Source organism: Eionea flava (assembly GCF_055393785.1).
On record NZ_AP036018.1, the window covers coordinates 2,244,724 to 2,265,849 of the forward strand.

The 21,126-nt window shown below is 41.2% G+C and carries 1 protein-coding gene (only partly in view); it reads right to left on the reverse strand.

Annotation, left to right across the window (positions count from 1 at the left end):
* Window positions 1-21,038, reverse strand: the 5' portion of a protein-coding gene (locus ACZ5O6_RS09770) for an Ig-like domain-containing protein (protein WP_464283508.1). The gene continues 18,043 nt to the left of window position 1, outside the view; only the first 21,038 of its 39,081 coding nucleotides appear in the window; the start codon lies at window positions 21,036-21,038; its stop codon lies beyond the left edge, outside the window.
* Between the last annotated feature and the right edge of the window lie 88 nt (window positions 21,039-21,126).

Genomic DNA, 21,126 nt, shown 5'->3' on the forward strand with positions numbered 1-21,126 from the left:
AATACGATTTTGTTATCTAAAACTTGTGTTATTTGACTCGTTTCAAGTACTTTACCCGCAACAGAAATTGTTGTTTGGTCAGAAAAGTGGCTTCCGTTAAGCGTAATTTTCTCGCCACCTCTCCAACTTCCATAAGAAGGTGAGACATCATTAAGAACTGGAGCAAGGTTCTTAGTGGCTGTAAAACGAAAGCTAAAATCATTTTTCAAAGGTTGCTGTAAATTATCTCTAATGTCTGCTGACAGTGTCACTCGATAGCGAGTCGCATTGTGTAGAGGGTTGAGAGGCCTAAATAGTAATGTAGACCCATTTTTATGGGTTTCTAGCGATACAACGCCATCTATATTTATACCATCTAGCGTCACTTGTAAAAGTTGGTCGCCCAAATTTTCTATCTGTTGAGAATCTAAATGACGATTGAATGATATTTCTATATCAGCGTGAGTAGATAGATAATGGTTTGCTTTGGGTGATTGATCAATAATCACTAAATCATTGTTAATCACCGAATTTAAGCGGCCACCAAGCCCCGTAATATTACTTCCGGCTGTAATAGGATTTTCTGCGGGTTCAGCATTAACATACGGAAAGACACTGCCAACATATATCGCACGCGGGTGGAATGAAAAAGACTGAGCACTACCCAAAACTGAAAAATAATTTTGTAAATTAATCGTTGAGTGATAATTGCCCGCTAGCCAAGGGGAAATATCAAATAGCTGAAGATCACCTTGGCCTCCTGTGACATAGAGTGTTTGCCCGTGAAGTGCTAGTTGACCTGCATCGAGATCACCACTGCTTACCAAATAAGGTAAATACAAACTTGCAACTGGCGTGGCTCCACTGCCATTAATAACAAACAGTTCTACGCTACCCTGCTTACCTGTCGAAACAAAGAGTAGTTCGCCATCTACGAGTAAATCTTTAGGTGATAACAACTGGCCTGAAGACCTAGCTGTAGCAATATTATAAGCAAGCTGATATTGCCCCGACATTACATCAATGGCAACAATTCGTTTCTCTTCAGGTAAGGTCGCCCATAAAAGCTGTTTAGCTAAGTAAAGTTGATGTGCAGCGCCGCCTAAATTTTCTGAAGACATTATTTTTATCGAACGAAGTTGGCGCTGTTCTGTTATTTCATAGACGTGTATTCCTTCTTCACTAGATACATAAAGAACATTGCCGTCCAATTCGAGATCATGCGCATTACTTAAAAGATAGGTTTGACTTAATAGCTTAGGATCTGATGGCAGCGTGATATCAAAGTGAAATAAGCGATCACCGCCCAAAGCAAACAAGTCGTTCTCATATCCTGATAATGCAACGAAACCATCGGGTGATAGCCCACCATTAACATCATAATGATAGGGCAATAATTGATCAGAAAAATTCTTTTCTGTTATTTGTGGTCTTACAGGATCTGAAACATCGGCGACAACTAAGCGAGCCACTCTCGAACTTATCGTATAAGTATCTTCCTCATTATTATCGCCAACAACATCGTAGTGCCCTCCCGTCACTGCATAGAGAATTTGCTCTCCTAAATATAAAGCAGAAACAGGGCTAGACTTTGCGTCATCAAGATCAATAGAACCCGCTTGTTGCCCAGCATAGAAATAGTCCGTTGGGGAATAACTGATCTCACCTAAAAATTGTTGGTTCTCTGCAGTGACAGACGCATAGCCAAAATCTCCAGAGGGGGCTCTAACCTTCACTTGATTACTACTTAGCACTTGAAGATCACCCGCAATCACACCGTCAAACTTAATCATTGTCGAATGATTAAAGCCTCTGCCATATAAGGTGACCATATTGCCCCCTTGAGGAGGACCAATGATAGGATCAATAGCATCTATATTGACCTCAGGCAAAATCACTACTGCGCCATGTTGAGTGACGCTCAATCCATGACGAATAATGGTAAGGGGCAAGCTAGTCACTTCATTACTTAAAAAGAGATTAGGCAAGGTGAATTCAATTTCACGATGATTAACGCGCTTAATTTGTGCAATATCGATAATGGATTCACCCAAGAAAACCGTAATTTCTGCCGGGTCGCTACCAAAGTTATCTCCAGTAACAATGGCCGTCTCTGTATTTTCTCCATGAAAATAATGTTGACCGACGCTACCATCGCTGTCTAAACGTCTAATCGTATTTATTTGTGGTCGTGTACTGCCGCTCAATGTATAAGACACGCTAACAGGCGATGCTAATGGGACAGCACCTAAGGATTGAATACCTGTAGAGACAGTGACGGTAATTTTTCCAGAGTAAGTATTAGCTTCTGTGAAATTGATATCAATGTAGGCTCCAGCAAGGGTATTAACACCTTCAAGTGAATAGCTTTCTAGCTCAAGTCTTTCACCCGTTTCGGTGGCAATGATAATGGCTTCATTTAACACGCTTTCTTGGGTATTAATTAAGTCATTAAATTGAATGCGTATACTTTCGTTTTTCGCAACGGATGAGCCGTTTTCAGGCGTGATACTGGATACGACTAATGAGGGGCTTGCTGTATCCACAATACCCTCTGTGTTACTAATAAATGTGCCTCCTACATTGGCTAATAACTCTCCACCTTCAGCAATAGTGTTCCAGTAAATATTTTCATATTCTGATTCGGCATTGGGCTGTAAAACAATAATTTCTTTATTATTACTAACCGTCACTTGGCCAAATTGCACATGAAGTGAAGCCTCATCAATATTATCTACTGAGGCTCGTTCGACAGGCTGAATAGAGTAATGAGTAATATCTGGCAAGCTATGAAATATGGCTAAATGTAACTGATCGTCTCGTTTAAAAAGTACATAAAGTTGATTATCAAACCACTGAATATCAACCGGCTGACCACGTAACTCACCTTCAGCGAAAACAATAGTGGTGTAGCCTTCCGGTGGGTTTAATTGATCGTTTTTTGTATTATAAAAACGAATATATCCTGTACCTAAAGGATCACTGACCGACATCGCAAGCACTGAATTACGCAAATCATAAGAAACGTCGGTAGCGCTACTACCCGGAGTCGATAAGCTCTTAATTAAGAGCGGCTTATCGAGCTCAGTAATATTAACTATCGCCAAACCATTTTCGGCATTGGCCAAGTAAGCATTATTATCAACAACCTCAATACCTAATACCGGTTGCTCTGTACGTAACTGACCCAGTCTAATTGGATATTCCCAAATGCTAATATCATAAATTTCTAGACCCGCATCCATTAAAAAACGATTTTCATGGGTAGGATCTGACCCCGATTTAACACCCGCAAAGAGTACATTATCGTTAACTACAGCTGCTCCCAACACCTGATGTGGGTAATTGGGTAATTGAATACCTAAACCATTGGATAATGTATAAGAAATATTACCCACCCATACTTCTGTACCCGCAATAGATAAATACACTTGATAGCGTTCTGGCACTAATACTCCTGGCACTCGAAAACTAAAGCGGTCTAGGCTTTCAACATCATCTAATAAATCAATAACATCAAAACCTAATTCATTAGTTTCGCTGCGTATTTCATTCGTTTGCGAACGTAAAATCACACGGCTGCCAGGTAAAATACTTTGCTTCGATGCAGTAATCGTAATATTTTTTCCACCCAGCGTATCGACTGAATCTGCGCTTAGTGTAAAGGTCGTTTTCGCTAATGTATCAGCAATAATAATAGCGCCGGGCACCGCGACTTCTAAATCAACATCTCTTAATCGTAGGTGATGCTGCCCTACCGATAATGGAAGAATATCTAATGCTGACGGCGGAATTTTTAGTGTTTGCTCATCAACCCAATTAACCGCCACAAGGTAATTGTCGATAAGGACTTGAATATTCGGGCGGAAATTTTCACCTTGAATGGTTATCTCTTCTTGTGACCCCATATGATACAAGTTATTAACGATGCCAGAAAAAATAGGCCGCAGTGCGTCGGTATCGGTTTGTTGAATGGTTTCTGTAAAGGCAACCCACTGATCGGTACCCCGTAGGTTACGTACATTGTCTACCGTCACCTGATAAGACACACCTGCCTCTTTAGGGAAATCAATGGCAAATTGACGAGCACTAGAATCGACCTGATCAACAGCCGTTACAGTGGAGGGAATAATCTCATTAGTATCCACGCGTTTAACGATAACAGTGCCTGGCTGAGAGACAGAATCGGTGTAAATGGCCTCATTGAAATGAATAAGGTAACTCTCGTGAGCACCAATAAAACCCCCTTGCGATACGGACGAAGAAACCACGATAGCCGCAGGCAATTGCAAGGTGCGCAAGCCGGTGTTGCCACCACCAGCAATTAAGCGATCTTTATAAACATCGAAGGAATTAATATATTCTTCATTACCCGCAGAAACAACACGCGGGGACATAGGCGCTGTTAGGTCTATAACAATAACACCCGCATTACTCGCTGCGACAAAAAGCACATTCCCAAAGCGTTTTAAACGGCGTGCGCTACCTCGATGTTTTTGTAACCCGGTGAGTTCAACACGTGTTCTTATACTCGGTGTATCACGGTGGAATATTTCTACACCTTTAACACCAAGAGCAGCGATAACATAGTCACCATAGGTCAGCAGATCATATACCGTTGCATCGAAGGTATATTCACTGCGCTGTAATGGGTCAAAGATATTGACACTGCTTATCTTGTCGGTGTGCCATTCAAGAGCGGCAACCGACGTTATGGTTTGCCAATCCGTTCGGCAGCCTGTGAAACTCTTAGACAGCGCCCCACCACCATTAAACAACCACCCATTGGCATAGTGCATCACTCCACCGCCGGGTAGATTAGCCAAGTAGCCTAAATTAACAGGGTCGCCATAGTTGGCATAATTATATAATGCTGTACCTTTAGATATAATTGGGGCAGGGGCTGTAGCTACACCACAAAGACTTGGTTTATTATCGGTGCCTCCTGTGGCAGTAATGGAAGCAAATAAGCTAAAACCTGTTTTGTGTAAATCACGAGCAATATCACCACGTCCAAGACTATCAATTTTTTGCAGACCGTTTTGCTCATCAAAATTTAAGCGCGTTACCCCCGCTACGCCAGAGGCCACATAAAGCCGTTTACGCTTAATACCGTTTTCATTATCTTCGGTGGCTTGTAAACGCAGTGAATCGACAGAAAACGATAGCTTACTACCTTCAACACGATCAAACTCTATTTCATCTTCGTCAGAAAGAACACCATTGGCTAAACGTTTATTATTAAGATGTATTTGTTTTGCATAACGAGAAAGTTCTTGGACGCCTTTTTCACCTGCCGGTAAAGTATTCGCGCCGCCAACCAGTAATGGAGCATTAGGATTTTGTATATCGAAGGTACCAGCAAAATATGATTCATTAAATTTTTCTTGTTTAAATATTCTATCGGAATTTTTCTCGTCAAAATATCCGGTAGCGACCGCTGCAACTCCGCTCTCGTGATCGATAATTACATCTTCTGGGTTAATCAGTTCTGCATTGATATTAGCGAGCTGTTTAATTCCGTAACCAAAGCCATTTTCACCTTGGAGCGTTGTTTTATTTCCATAACGATCTTGGCCGTATACCGTATTAAGGCCCGAAACACCTCGGGGGGTCACCATCGTCAGTTTAGTGGTTGATAGCACTTGTATATTTTGCACCGGCTGAGAACCGATACTGATATTCAAGCCATCCATCACAGTATTACCGGGTTCAAAACCAACACCAGTGACGGTGACTGTCGTACCCCCCACTAATGGGCCCCATTTTGGGGTGATGTTCGTAAACTGAATAGGGGCATCAACAACAACGCCGCCATGCGCTATGCGCTGTTCCCACAAGCCATCTTTTTCGACTAGAACAGTGACATCGTATTGGCCTTTATGGGTAATCGGTAATGCAGTAATCTGCGCAATGCCGATGCGTTCATCGCTAGAGTTTTGCTCTATCGAGTTAACGGTTGCCTCTTTATTACCAATAAATACTTTTAAACGGTTGATGTCGTCATCGATACCGAGCATTGAAATGGTCATATTTTGCTGAGTATTGAGCGGTATGCGGCGCGGTAAAATACTATCAATAGCAATGGTATCGGGCCTCACTCCTCGATAAGTGACTGGCAATGTTTGAGTTGCATTGAAACGATACAGCTCTATATTAATTTGCTGCCCGTGGTTCAATACCGGTTTTGTTGCCAGCAACCCTTCACGTATTTCAACAACTAATAAGTCACCAACATTAAGTTCCTCAGTATTAAGCAAGGTTATAATGGCATCATTATTGACAATACTAATGCTGGACTCTAGCGTATCGCCACTCGCGGTTTTCACAGAAAAATAATTTTTATTTTCTGGATATAAATCAATGGCCTTGTTAAAACGTAGCCTCAGTTTTATAAAGCCCTCCACATCTTTATCAAGAATGCCACTGACCGGTTCCATCTGATGTAGTTTTAATGTGGTATCTGGGGTTTCTTGTAAAACGCCACTCCCAGAGGAAGCGTTAATACCTAAACCTATCCCTGAATAATTGGTAGCCACGACCAAGTCAAGTTCGCTACCGTTATGGGGATATAAGCCATGCTCTTTAATGGGGTTTAAAGGATCGACGATATTAAAAATAGCGATGCCCGCTGTACCTTGTGCGACATAGAGAAGGTCACCATTGATATCTATATCATGAGCAATCACCTCAATCCGTTTTATGATTTTAGGGGCATAAACATCGGAAATATCAACCACCACCACACCGGCATCACCCGCAGCAAGATAAGCATACTGACTAGAAGGTGCCGAATGCGAACCAGGACTGACAAGCACTTTACTTGAGGGAATATCAAGGCTAGATAGAATAGATAAGCCTTTGTTTACGTCTCTTTCGGCTAGATAAAACCCTCCTTTACCCACGACTTCTTTATCAACTAAACGACGATTATAAAAATCGTACTCTCCTGCAGCGACGGCATATCTTGTTATACCTGCTGGTGCATCTAGTTTGGCAACATCTAATGCTGGCTTGTCTTCACTGAGCGGTAAGTAATCACCAAAATATAGTTTATTGTGTAAATAAATATCGGCGAAGCCCAACCCTTTATCACCCATAGCCAATACGGCTTGATCATTTTCAACCACCAACCCTTTAGCAATAGTTGCATCGAGAGGTAACTCATTAATGATTGTGGCCTGGCTAATATCATGGCTATCAACTGCAGCGATAAAAAGTTTTGCGTCATTGCTGTGACCAGAAAAGCCTGCCGAGGTCGCAGCGGTAATAAATATGCGGTCTGTATTGTTTTCAAAAAATAGATCAACACCTAACGCAAAATAGTTATTGGGTAATGAAATACGAGCCACAAGCCTATCATCTTCTCCGTTACCGTCTTTATCCAGTAGGGCTAGTAGATCATCGGCATTCGTCACATCACTCGCATCAGCAATAAAACCGGACGAATTAATATTGTAGATATGGACACCCGCAGCACCCGCAGCAACAACGGCGTAGTTACCGGTAGGGTCAATATGGACGTCATAGAACTGAACACCCTTGTGGGATATGTTGAATTTGGCTGGTTGAAGATAAGAAAAAACATCAGGCAAGGTTTGCTCTTGCACGCCACTGACCACTTGAATGTCTGCTTCTCCTAGCTGCCCAGGAGGAGTCACAAACTCTAGTAAATTTGAACCAATCACTTTCGTTTTTTCTGGACTCGCTAACACTCCATTAACGTAAACCTGTGTCTCTCCGCCCCCATTTTGAAAACCCAGACCAGAAACTCTAACGGTTGTTCCACCCACAACACTGCCTTGTATAGGGCTAATAGACTCTATTACCAAAGGCTCTAAATATTGTAAGGCGCCAATAACGGTCATGTGACGCCCATCAATATTAGTGATTTTTACGCTAGCCGGGCCGGCAATGTTACTCGGAACTTGAATTGTGTACTGTACTTGACTCTCATCTAACACTTGCTGGTTAATGATATTTGCAGGTAAGCCGGCAATTAAAAACGCAGGATCTTTTGTATGACGAGCAATCACTGTTGTAGTATCACCGCTAATATTTACAGCGGCGGGAATGACTGAAACAATTTCTGGACTAACACCGTTGCCGATGCCGGTTGTAAAAGTGAGTGTGTGATTAAAAAGCCCTGTGGCTCTTCTTCCACCGTCGGTAGGCTCTGCAGATAATACTAATCGATATAACGTATTTTCGTGCAGCAATGTGGTTGGCGTAATATAAACAATTCTAGAATCATTCGCATCGAGTGTGATATCAACCGAGACGGGCATTCCGTTTTCACTGCCGTCATCATAAAGTAGAGCGAGATAACGAGATAGGTATTCTCCGGTTGTTTGATCACTCGGTACTTGAATATCATGCGTAAATTGTAGTTTGATCCCTTGATCGACACCGATACCACTAGCCCCTTGTGCAGGATAAGTACTGACGAGGTCTATCATATAGGTATCAAGAATTTCTAAAGACCAGATTCCATCATTTTGTACCGCAGTCACTACCAAACCATCGTCACTGTGTACGAAAGGCCATTTATCTAGTTGAGAAAATGCATAGCGTGAATACTCTAATTTCTCTTCATCTATCAGTTTCACGACATCCTGTAAATTAATATTATCGCTGTCACTGGTATCATATAACCCTAAATAGTAACTTCCAGGCCCGACCAAGGTAGAAACCAACGACGTATTCGTTCCTATTGCTTCAGGTTTTCCGTTTTGTGCTAAACCGCCGGTACTATATTCTGCTACCTCTAAGGGGTTATTAATATTGCGATCATCCATAATACTTATGGTATTCGTGCTGGCGTATACCGTGTGATTTAACGTTTTTATACTCGCCATATGATTGATATTTTGGCGAGAGCTAATAGCCGATGATTGAATTTGTGGCACACCCGGTTTACTTAAATCAAATACTAAGCGACTGGAAGAGAGCAATACTGAAAGGTAATGTCGCTCTATACTAATATCTTTAGCGTTTATTATGTTGACTAAATTATTTTTGGTGTAATGAGAAATTGTTTTTATCACTACCGGCTTGAGCGGATTGGCCAAGCTAATAATGAGAATCCCTGATGCGCCTCCATTTACCACTAGCAAGTGGTCTTTAATCAGTAATTGACTCGGTGCTTGATCAAGAGGCAATGACATTTTATAAAGAATATCTCGATCTTTCGTATCGCCACTAGTATCACTCGGATGACGGTCTTCACGATCGTATACGAGTAACCATATGTCATTTTCGTGGGGTGTATTAATATGCGGAAAGTTCATGCCTTCGGCGGCAACATAAACATGTTGTTCACCTAGAACCATACCAGAGACATTAAGATCTTGTGGTAAATCAAAATATCCTAAGCCCACCATTGGAGCTGCATGCTCGATCTCTTCTCGGTTGTAAGCAATGAGCTCCAACCAGCTAGGAGACATGAAGTGTTGCATCTCTTCTTGATTAAGAATGTTTTCAGGTCTTGGGGCTCCAGTACCGGTTAACGGCCCTCCCCTTCCTAGAGCATAAATAATGCCTAAATCACTATCAACGTCTATACCCACCAATTGACCTGCGGGTAACTTTGACGGATCTCTGGTAATCAATGAATAACCGTTTTGATTGGCTAGCAACTCATTTTGTATCTCACCAGGAGTAAATGCTTCTTCTAAATCTATACTCACGCCTGATGATAAATTACCGTAAAACAATATTTGTGGCGCATAATAAAAACGCCCTTTATTGTCTGTAATTTCAATATCGATAAATCCTCGATAATTATTACCAAAATCAGGCACGACCCAATGCATGAGCTGGGGAGTTTCTAACCTCAGGCGATTTAAGTCGACCCTATCAACAACGGCTAATTCTGGTTGACCCGATGGGTATGCACGAATACTCACCCCGCCATGAAAACCATAGCCGATAATATCGACGGAGTTATTCACACCCACCTGACTAACATCAACAACAGCAGGGCTAACAAAGGAGACTTGTAGAATATCTAAGTAATTAAAAGCACCGATCACGGTATCTTCTAAGCGATGCTCTGTTTCTACTTTTACGGCGGCCGGCCCTGCGGCGTTAGGCACAGTAGTCGCAACAATTCGGTCAAGACTTTCATCATCTATTGCGGGTTGGTATTCATTAATGACTAGCGGTAAACCTCCTAAATATAACGCTGGCTTTTCACCAAAATTTTTGCCCTCGACAACCAACGTTTGCTGACCTTCAATAGAACCTGAATTAGGTGCTATCGATTGAATATCTGGTAGCACCATTGCGCCCGCAGGAGAGGTGAAAAAAGAAAATGTATAGTCTCGGCTTAATGCATGCCCTGTCAGCGGTGTTAACCCTTCTTTTATGACAACAACATACTCATAATTATGTCTTAGTTCTTCTATAGGTGTTAGCTCAACATAACGATGCGCTGGTTCACCATTACGTGTTTTAAAAGTGACAGTAAACTTATCGGTGATTTTTTCTCCCAAGCTGTAATTGCCGTTACCATCTGAAATGACAGCGCCTTCATAAACATCAAAAAAACTCGCTAGGTCTGTAGCTGGAGGTAAAACTGATGATAGCTCTATCGTAATAGTCTCAAGCTCACTACTTACAAAACGTTGATTAATCGCTGGAATATGATCAACAACAGCCAATTCTGATAACTCAATACGATTAATACCCGAACGGCTTGCAGCGACTTGTATTGCCCCACGAGCAAGCGTTAAATCCCTTATCTCATAATTATCGTTTGTTGCTTGTTGATGAATAACCGCTGGAATTGATGGGTCTACACCGACTTTTTCTAGCTGTTGTAAGTCAATGATTTCTACTATGCTTTGTACTTGACTATCTTCTTGATCAGAATAATAAACCGTCGTGTACGCTTTATTTCCTGAAACATGCACATCGTAGACTCCGTCGCTAACAAAGTCTGCACGCTGCGGTGTCAGTGATATAGTTCGCTCTAATACAGGCGACTGAGGGTTACGGATATCAATAATATTGAGTTGCGACACTTGACCATCACCAGACATGTCACTGACGTAAAGTTTATCTCCCACGATATGTAAACGATTAGCAATACCTAAAGTATCTAATGTGCTCACGATTGGCAGGCTAGGATTGCTAATATCTGCAATAACGACTCCTTGGTGAGAAGCGGCAATAAAAGCATAATTACCCGATATTTTTACATCACGCGCGTAGCCATCTGGTTTGATAAAACCAATACGGTAAGGAGCGGTTGCATTTGAAATATCAAAAATTTGGATACCGCCGTTACCATTGGCAACAAATACCAGGTCATCACGCCGGTCTAAACCGTAAGCCTCTTTAAAAGGCAGGTCCATACGAGCAGAAAGTAGATAAGGCAAGCCAAATTGATTGTCGCCGTTTTGAGTGGAGAAAATTAATAATTCAGCGCTATGGTTATCGTAATAAAGGCTCCCACTTTCTGGATTTTCATTGATTTCATGTTCTAAGGCAGCAACAAAACTCAACTTTTCACCGAGAGAAGGAACGTCAATTGCACTCTTAGCCGCAAAGACAAAGTTGGCATCAGTATGTATCTCAGAGATTGCCCCTATAAATATTTCGCTGCTGCCATTTAACAATGCTGAGTAGACGCCGATATCTCCGTTGTCCTCTTGTTCATCAGCCGGATCAACAAGAAAGATACCGGTATAAGGTATATCCGGCTTTTCGTCTATAACAACAGGTTTGTGAACAATATTTTCGTAGGTTAAGGCAGGATCTCTTGTAGACCAAGCTGCGACCATAGCACCTTCTCTAACAGGGCTAATGTATTGATCTATTGCTGTGTAATAAACAGTTTTACCTAGACTAATGTCACTTTGGGGAGCCAAAAAGCGACGTTCTGATACTGGCATGCCTACTTCATGTAATGTAGTAGAGTAAGCATTGTGGTTAGGCGTCTCTATTCTTGTTTCTATTCGAACACGCTCTCTGTCGTAGCCTTGTCTACGAAGAATAGAGCCATCTGCAAAACGAGCCCAATAAATGTAATAGTGGTTATCCGGCTCACTTTGAAAAATATCTGGTCGTTCGGTACTTGAATCATCGCGAAAGAGTTCTATTTCTTTTTCATCCAATGTCACCCAGAGACCATCTATATTTTGATATTCTCTAATCCATGTCATATAAACACGGCGCTCTTCTTCGATGCCAATATCTGTCACACTGACGACAGAAATTAGCTCTTTTCCTGTGGTTAAAATATCTCCATTAAAAGGTTGAAGCTGAGACAGTTTTGGCGCTACTGTATCGTCGATACGACCGACAGTCAGTGACTGCGTAGATCCAGACTGATTTCGAATATCATAAGCCACTGCTTGTAGAGTAAAACCATCCACCGCTTGAGGCGGGTATATCACCGCTTTATACAAGTTATTACCTGCCGCAAAACCATCATTGGTCGATATGCTTTGATAGGCGGTATACACAGGCTTATCGTTTACATAGAACACTACCCTATCAACACCCTGAAGCCCTAGGTCATCAGATACTTCGACGTATACTTCTAATGACTGACCATCAATAATCACCGCGCCTTCGATAGGCTGAACTATTTTTGCTTCGGGAGGCTGATCTTTTGATATTGACAATGAGCGCGGAGCTGATAGATCTGAAGAGTGACCATCCATATCTAAAGCGCTGGCCCGATAATGTAATGTCTCTCCTACTTTTCCTTCTGGAATGCGCACATTGAATTGAAATGGTGCAGCACCATCAACGCCAATTTTTTTATATTCAAGCTCGTCCCCATCGCCCATGGCAACATATAAAGTGGCAGCATCTACTCCTACTTCTGGGTCAGTAGCCGATATACTAACAACGATTTCTCTCCCCTCCGTCATACTGTCTACCAGTCCAAGATTATTTCCACTCTCATCTAGAAAACGGATAGCAGTGACTTCTGGAGGAGAATTGGTCACTAGTGATATTGGGCGTTTTTCAATCGTTTTATTACCAGCGCCGTCTTGGGCAGTAATGACAAATTGCATGTCGAGCTGCTGAGGTAAGTCATCCGTCCTACCCAAATATTCAGCTATCGAATCTACCGAAACACTACCAAAATAAGGCCCCGTCAGTAATATCTGCTCACTTTGCTTTTCATCTTCACTAAATACGCTATCTTGGTTGCTATCTACGAGTAATGCGACACTGACGGTGCTAACACGCACATTATCGCGAACCTCCATTTCATAAGGGAAAGTACGCTTTTCAGCAATAGCAGTGCCTTCGCTCAACGGATAATTGATATTCACTACTGGGGGAATATCATCTTCATTGACATTAATAATGACAGGATTTGTTGTAATGACAGTGCGGGGGGTGCCTGCTTTCCTTAACTCGGTTACAGAGGCACTAAACGTCACAGGAACACCCGCTTGCCCATAGGGGATTTCAACAAAAAATTCGTAAGGGAAAACAACATCGGTAAAGACTCGATTGCCATCAATAAGCCCGTTAGCAGATAAGATCACCTTATCAATAGCAACATCATCAATAGCATTAACCTGAACAAGAATATACTCCCCTTCTGTGACGTTATCGCCATTTTCAGGGGTTGCAATGACGATTTCAGGGGGCACATCCTCAACTAATTCTATAGCAATGGTTTCCGTTGCTATGTGCTTGTCAAGATCACCAAATGCCGCACCATAAGCGTCAATAGCTTCGACATATAGAGTCACCTTATTATTTTTTATATCAATGTCATCATAGGGAGGCAATGGAACACTGAAACTATAAGGTGGCTGCCTAAGGAGTATATTGTAAATTTCTTGTTGATTTGTCCCTGCACCGTGATCTGCGACTAAACGAAGGGAGTCAATACCTACATCATCAAATGCGCCAACATTAACCGTGAGATTAGTCGACTCAACCGCTTTACTACCATCAAGAGGCGTGATGATATCAACGACCGGGCGATCATCTATTCGTACAGGAAAACTTATTTCTCTTTCTCGTTCATTACCTGACGTATCTCTTGTCACAAAACGCAACCATATATCGTATTGGTTCACATCCTCAATTGATATATTTTCAAATCTATTCGCAATTTCTGCTAGGCGATCAACATGAATATTTTGCTCATATATAGGTGTGTCAATATTATTTGTAGTAACAGGTTCGTAATCAACATCGCCAATATTAGTGATACTTTTTAAAGTATTAGAAAATGCTAACCGTTGATAACTGCCATCAGTAAGCTGTGCACCATATGTTGTGTATAATTCAAGCTCACTAATTTTGACATTATCAAAAGCTCGGTAACTGACGGTAAAATCAGAAGATTCTGGGGGACCGTAGCTAATATTAGGTTTAACAATTGCTATTTCCGGTTTAATAAGATCTGCTGCCCCAAAAAAATCAATTTCGTGGTTTGTTAACACGCCATCCGAATCTTTAATTTGTGCAGTAATTGTTATTTTTTCATTAAAACGAATTAAACCGCTCGATAAACTATAAAGCGATATTGAATGTAGTAGGTTTTCGCTATCTGCCCGAGCATAAGTTTTTGCCGTATCAATATCGTATTTTTCTTCATAGGCATCATAGATAGAATCTAAGGCTTTTGCATACGATGCATCCTTTTCTTGACTATCTGCCAATCGTGTTCGCGTTAGCTGGACACCATTAACAAATAAATTGATATCTTTATCTGACAACTTTCTATCATCTGCTGCTAAAACGCCAATTTCCATTTGGAATGTTCCCGCTACTATAAATTGATCGGGAGAAGGCGTGGTAATCCGTATTTCAGGAGAAATGTTATTTTGTGGATGAACTAAAAAACGGCGAGTGGTAAGTTGCCCAAGGTTATCTTCTACAATGACTTGATATTCTGTAGGTTCTATTTGATTGAAAAGAATATCTGCGACTTCTGTGCTTTTAACATCGGGTAAAATAGGGCATTGGTAGCCGTAATGGCGCTGATATTCAGTAGCTATAGAGCCATCACGATTTATTCGGTTTATCGTATACTTTACTAAACCCGAGTCATCACTTATGAAGGTTTGAAAAGAAAATGTTTCTCCAATACGAACCCAAAACTCTCCGTAATTGAGTCTAGCAGGGTCATTAATTACTTTTAAGTAACGGTTATCTACCTTATATGTCTCAAATTTTTCAAAGCTAAGTTGAGGTAATTCATTACTATCTATGGGCAAAGTGATTTGCGTTGATGACGTGCGCCCTGAATGATCTTCAGCTATAACGGAAAGATTGAGTTCACCACCTAGCAAATATTTTGGAACGGGATAATGAAAAACATAAGGCGTTTCTTTTTGGTAAATACCGCCTAAATCAGCCACAAATCCATGTTCATCTAACAATTTGATGTTAGACAAGCCTGCTGTATTATCACTTGCTGCCACCTCTACCTCAATCACTGCCCCTGGTATAGCAACTGTCGCATCAGCGGGAGATACAATGCTCACCAGTGGATTGGACGAATCTGCTATTACCTCGGTACTGAAGACAAAAGCTGCTGGATTCACCCCTCTTTCTATACTTAATGAGTCATGTGCCAATGCGTACAAGGCAACATGTTCTGTATCAGCAAGCGTGCTTATAGAGTGATAATGTGAAAAACGTTCAATTTCGTTTTTAGCAAAAAACTTAGGTGAAATATTAATGAATGCTATATTGGAAGGCGACTCACTATCATTAACTGTGAGTTGTAATGAATCTTGTGTACGAAGGGTTTGATTTAATTCATCGTCAACGGTTAAGTAAAGCGGAAGCTCATCTTTTAGTATCACTATAGTTTTTAAGAATTGTTCTGATGCTGAAACACCCTCTATTTCCGGGGTAATGACCAAACGGGTTCTACTATTTGGAAGGTATTTTTCAAAAGATAGTAAGCCATTACTACTTTCCAAATCATCAGCAGTGATAAAGTATTCCTGATGAGAAGCCGCACATATATCATTTGAATAAATACTTAAGTGATAATTCACTCTATAACCATCAATACTAAAATTAAGGCTGTTGATTTGCCCAGTATCGGTTTGCTGTAACGGAGAAAAAGTCGATTGCCCTTCTTCAAACTGCCAATATTGCTTGGCATTAATTTCTAACTTGCCTGAAAAAGAGCCACTTTCAGGGTAATTCAAAAGAAATCGATCTTGTCTTATTAGTGTTTCTTCATCTTTTATTACTTCGGTTGATAAGTTTCTTTTTGCAACTTCGGACAACCCCGATAATGAAGTATAAAACAACGAAAACGGATTTTGATAACCGCTGGAATAGACATAATCGTCCTCAATTAACAGTCTTGGGGTAATCAGACTTCCTTTGATGCTATTTTCTGTTGATATGTTTTCTTCAAGGGACACAGTAGGCGGCATATCAGGAATGACCCTAATAACTTCTTCAAGAACTTTTTCATTACCCGACGTATCTTTTGCCTCTATTCTCAAAGTGAACCCTGTGCCCTCTTCCGGCACGGGAACATGGCGCTCAAGATCAATAGCTTCATTATAAATGTTAACTTTTTTTCGATCGATACCATCATCTTCTAGAACAACACGAGATTCATGGTCAGTCAGTGTTACTTTATAGCTCGACAATAAAATATTATCGGAGATACTGGCTTTTAATAACTCGCCAGAAACCTGTCGATCAACTAAAATCTCATCCGGTGATTGAAGGCTAATAATTGGAGGTTCGTCATCGTGTTTAATCGTTATTGTTTTCGATGCTGAAACACTAGTATTAACGCCTTCATCACTTGCTTTCATAACAAAATCAAAGCTGCTACCAGAATGAACGGTGAAATCTAATGGAATTCTGATGCGTCCCTCATAATCAGCATAAAAACGCCTTGCGACAATCGCAGTACCAAAAGAGTCCGTATTGGCAACACGAACTTCTTCTAACCTGTCATTTCTTGCGAAAGACTCCCATTCAACGGCGATTTCATCTCCATTCTCAGTGATAAAATAGGGGGTCAGTGAGGCTACATAAATATTATCACTAGCAATTCCTTGAACATCAAAGCTTTCTCCAGGGTAAAGAGATAAATCACCCGCAGGATTTGAAAAGCTAACAATGGGGCTTTCTGGGTCATCCAGTATTACTAGATCTAGTAAATATTCTGCAACGGTCCCATTACTATCTTTGGCTCTGACCCCAATACTGACGCCACCTGACTCTGGTTTATTTGGCACTCTTAAATTAGCGCTAAAGTAATCGTTACTCGCCATAGTTTCGCGAATTTCTTTAGAATCAAACGTTTTACTGAATAAAGAACTGCCGTTTTTTTCGATGAAAACTTCTACCTCGGTGACTAAACGATCATCTGTTATCAAGGCATTCACAATGAAACTTTCGCCCTCTACGTAACGGGACCCTGCTGCAGGATGCCTAATTGATATGACGGGAGCTTGATCACTTTGTATTTGATAAGGGTATGTATAAGTCTCTTGATTACCATGGACATCTGACACATTCAATTGAAAGTCGACCGAAGAGACACCTTCCGGAACATGATAAGAATAAGATGAAGAAACGTTTTTTTTGTCTTTTAAAGCAGCGGCAGATAGGGCAAAGAGTTCGATATTTCCCACACTCATCGTGACTCTGCTTAGTCCACTTTCGTCGATGCTTCTAAATTGAATCGTTCTGTGTTCACCCGCATATAATGGAGCACCGGGAACAGGATCAAAAACAGACGCCAATGGAGGGTTATCGTCAGAGAGAATAGATATGGAATGTTTCTTAACGGCTGACTTCTGCCCTAGTAAATCGTAAGCATTTATTTCAATATTTATAATATTTTCTTGGTTGGGTAATGTGAGTGTTGATAACTCTACCTCATCTCTAACCTGTAATATTGACATCGGGATAAGACCATTAGACTTATCTTTAACTGTTTTTTTGATTTCGGTGTTATTGAGGATATAGCGTATCTCTAATCGCTCAACCGAGCGGTCATCTCGGCTTAAAATATCTAGCTTTAGGATATCATTGTTAAAATATGCCTCTCGACTACTAACAATATCCACGACTTCAGGCGGGCTATCCGCATGTACGCCAACGATGATACTAACTGTAGAAGAGTTCCCCACCTCATCGAAAACGATCACATTTACTGGGTATCGATCAAATTCACCGTCCGTTAAGTTCTGGTACTCTGGCGCACTAACCAGTTGTAGTGCGCTGTAGGCTTTTAATGCTCCTGGAATATTTTCAATCGGAAAGTCAGCTTCTGTAATTACATCGCTAGTATTTCCAGTTAAAACAAAACGGTTACCTTCCCTTCTAATGCCTGTGGCTTTCGCTCTTACCGCTGCAACATTATCAAACCCTGATACTTTAAAAACAAACTCACTCTGCTCAATAATTTCCGCGATATCATCACCCGCATCAGTTGCAGAAATTACCGGTGAACTGACATTAACGACTGGCGGCTCTTCATCATATCCAAGTGTGACATTAACCGTATTACTAAGAGACTCTTTACCTTCTGAGTCAGTAGCCACAGCATGAATTTTTAGTTCTTGCTCTGTCGACAAGCCGTCTTGGGTATCATAATGAAAGGCGTAAGGTGGCTGTGTATCCGAACCTACCAGTCGAGAATTAACATAAAAATTGACACTGGTAACCTTAAGGTCATCGACGGCGTCCGCACGTAACTGAATGGGTAAACCAGAAACAAATGAGGCGCCTTCAGTTGGGTTAGTAATGGATACTGTTGGAGCCTGATCCGCCTTAACTTGAATACGCAATACGTTCGTAGTATTTATATCTTGGTGAAAGTCGGTCACCCTTGCCATAAAATTAAGCGTACCCCCTATGTCTTCTTCAGACACAGGGAACGAAAAGCTTTCAACAACAGATTCAACATCAAAGCTATTCGGATTAATACTATTATCACTGTGCTGACGTGTAAATATTACTTCATCATTTAGCAACAGCTCTATAGTTGTACCAAGAGGTAAGGTTTCATCAACGGCTTCTACCTTTATATCAAGAACCTGACCCGCTGTGGCAATACTACCAACATCTGGAGAGATGATATTTACCTGAGGAGAAATGTTTTCTACTATTCTGATGAGTTTATGGGGGGCATCGCTATGACCGTCTGCTGTATATACTTTAGCGCTAACCCCTAATGATGTCTCCCTAGTGGAAATCGATGGAACATGTGACTTCACTTCCCAAATTTCATAAACGCCCTGATCTCGGACACTCATTTTAGGATAACTAGCTGTTGCCACTTGAGCATCATCAAACAAGAATTCCACTCGTGTAATGCCGCTACGTAGTTTGTTATTTGGAAAGGCCCCTAAATAGCTTTCAATCTGTAAAGTAATTGGAGAGGACTCCGTGCTTCGCTGCCCATTTGTCGGTGACGAGAAAGTATATTCAGGGATAGGTGCCTTAAATGGTGCTTTAACAATGATCGCCTTTTCTTGAGATAAGGCCTTTTGACCACTGCTATCGGTTACCAAGGCACTAAATGACAAGGTTCTTCCCTCTAACTGCTCTGATATAGGAAAGATCAGCTCATACGGAAAATTATTTACCATTGTCACACTACCGCCATCCTGAAAGTATTCGACACTGCTGACGCCCACATCATCATCAACAATTGGTTTTAATACTAGATCGCTCTGTGAAACGATTTGGCTAGGAATATCGAGTTCAATAGTCGGCAAACGATCTGTAGCAACGATCGAAATTTGAGACGACACTCCCTCTAACTCGTCTAAGCTAATATTAATTGTCGCTGGAAAATCATTCCCTATCGCTATATTAGATCTAATTTGACCGAATGCATTTTGAGTTAAGTAGTGCTGGGCTGATTCATTGATTGTAATAACTGGAGTCCAGTGACCGCTAAATACGGTTTGGCTACCATCATCAAAAAAACCAATGATATTCGGTAAATGATGGTACTGATTGAGACTTGGTAGTTCGAAAGCCCCATTAGAGTCGACACCTTCTAGCCCGATACCCACTAAAGACTTAGAGAAGTCAGCCTCAACAGGAACATCAACAGGTTCTAAACCGGGGTAGCTGACCTTAATAGTCACCGGAATTTCACCACTCTCCTTGAGAGCATAAATAACGCCCGCCTCTGTTATACCTATTATTTCTGGGTGTGATGATAAGTAGGTAATATTACGGCCAATACCTGCAAGTGGGACAATACCACGAAATTGAAATTCAACTGATGGTGTTATTACTGGAGTTTGAAGAGGGCTATTAATAACAATTCCAACAGTGGGAACAATCAAGTTTTTAGCTTCTTCTCGTATAGTGTCACCGGTAAACGAGACTTCCGACAGTGAAGCTCTATTTCCTGACGCATCTGTGACACTAACATCTGACAAAACAATACCATCAAAGGCAATTTGTTCAGGTGTAAGTATTTGGCTTAGCGGGATAGAAAACTGAAATTGGGTCTGGGATTCTTTTGTCGGGTAGAGCCTAGTAGGTAACTCTGTGTCAGCGAAGGCATATTTACTGGCTTCAGCAACGACACCGCCATGGCTTCTGAGTAGCGATGCCTGTAACCCCGTAACATCAAAGGTTAAATAACTAATATCTGTATCATCTGATGCTACAACCTCAACAATTAGGTGCTGTTCAGGGTTTTCATTTTGCTGGTCAGTCTCAATAAAAACATTTTGAAATCGTATGGTGGGAGGCGTTTGTTCAACCAAAAACTGCTCTTTGTAGGTGGTTCTTAGACCTTCCTTATCGACAAGAGCAACTGCTGGGTTAAGGTTATTCGCACCCTCCAGCGAAAATTCAACCTCACATGAGTTAGATAATGAAAAGGCTGAACTTATTTCATCGGTGTTATATAGCTCTAAAGAATCGCCAGCCCCTACGTGTATAGAGGTTAGTTTGTCGCACTCTAGAATAGTAGCTATATACTTAACAGATTCAGAGCTATGACGAACATTCAGTGGATCTGCACTTCTAATATCAACTCGTGCATGTGCTGAAACTGTGAGTAGTAATAGAAAAAAACAGGAGGTTGTAAGATCCTTAAAAGCTTTCACAAAGAGCGTCCGAGCAGCAAATATTTTGAATTATGATTGTTCTGTCACCAGAATAGACGTTTGAAGCTCATATGTAAATAATAACAAC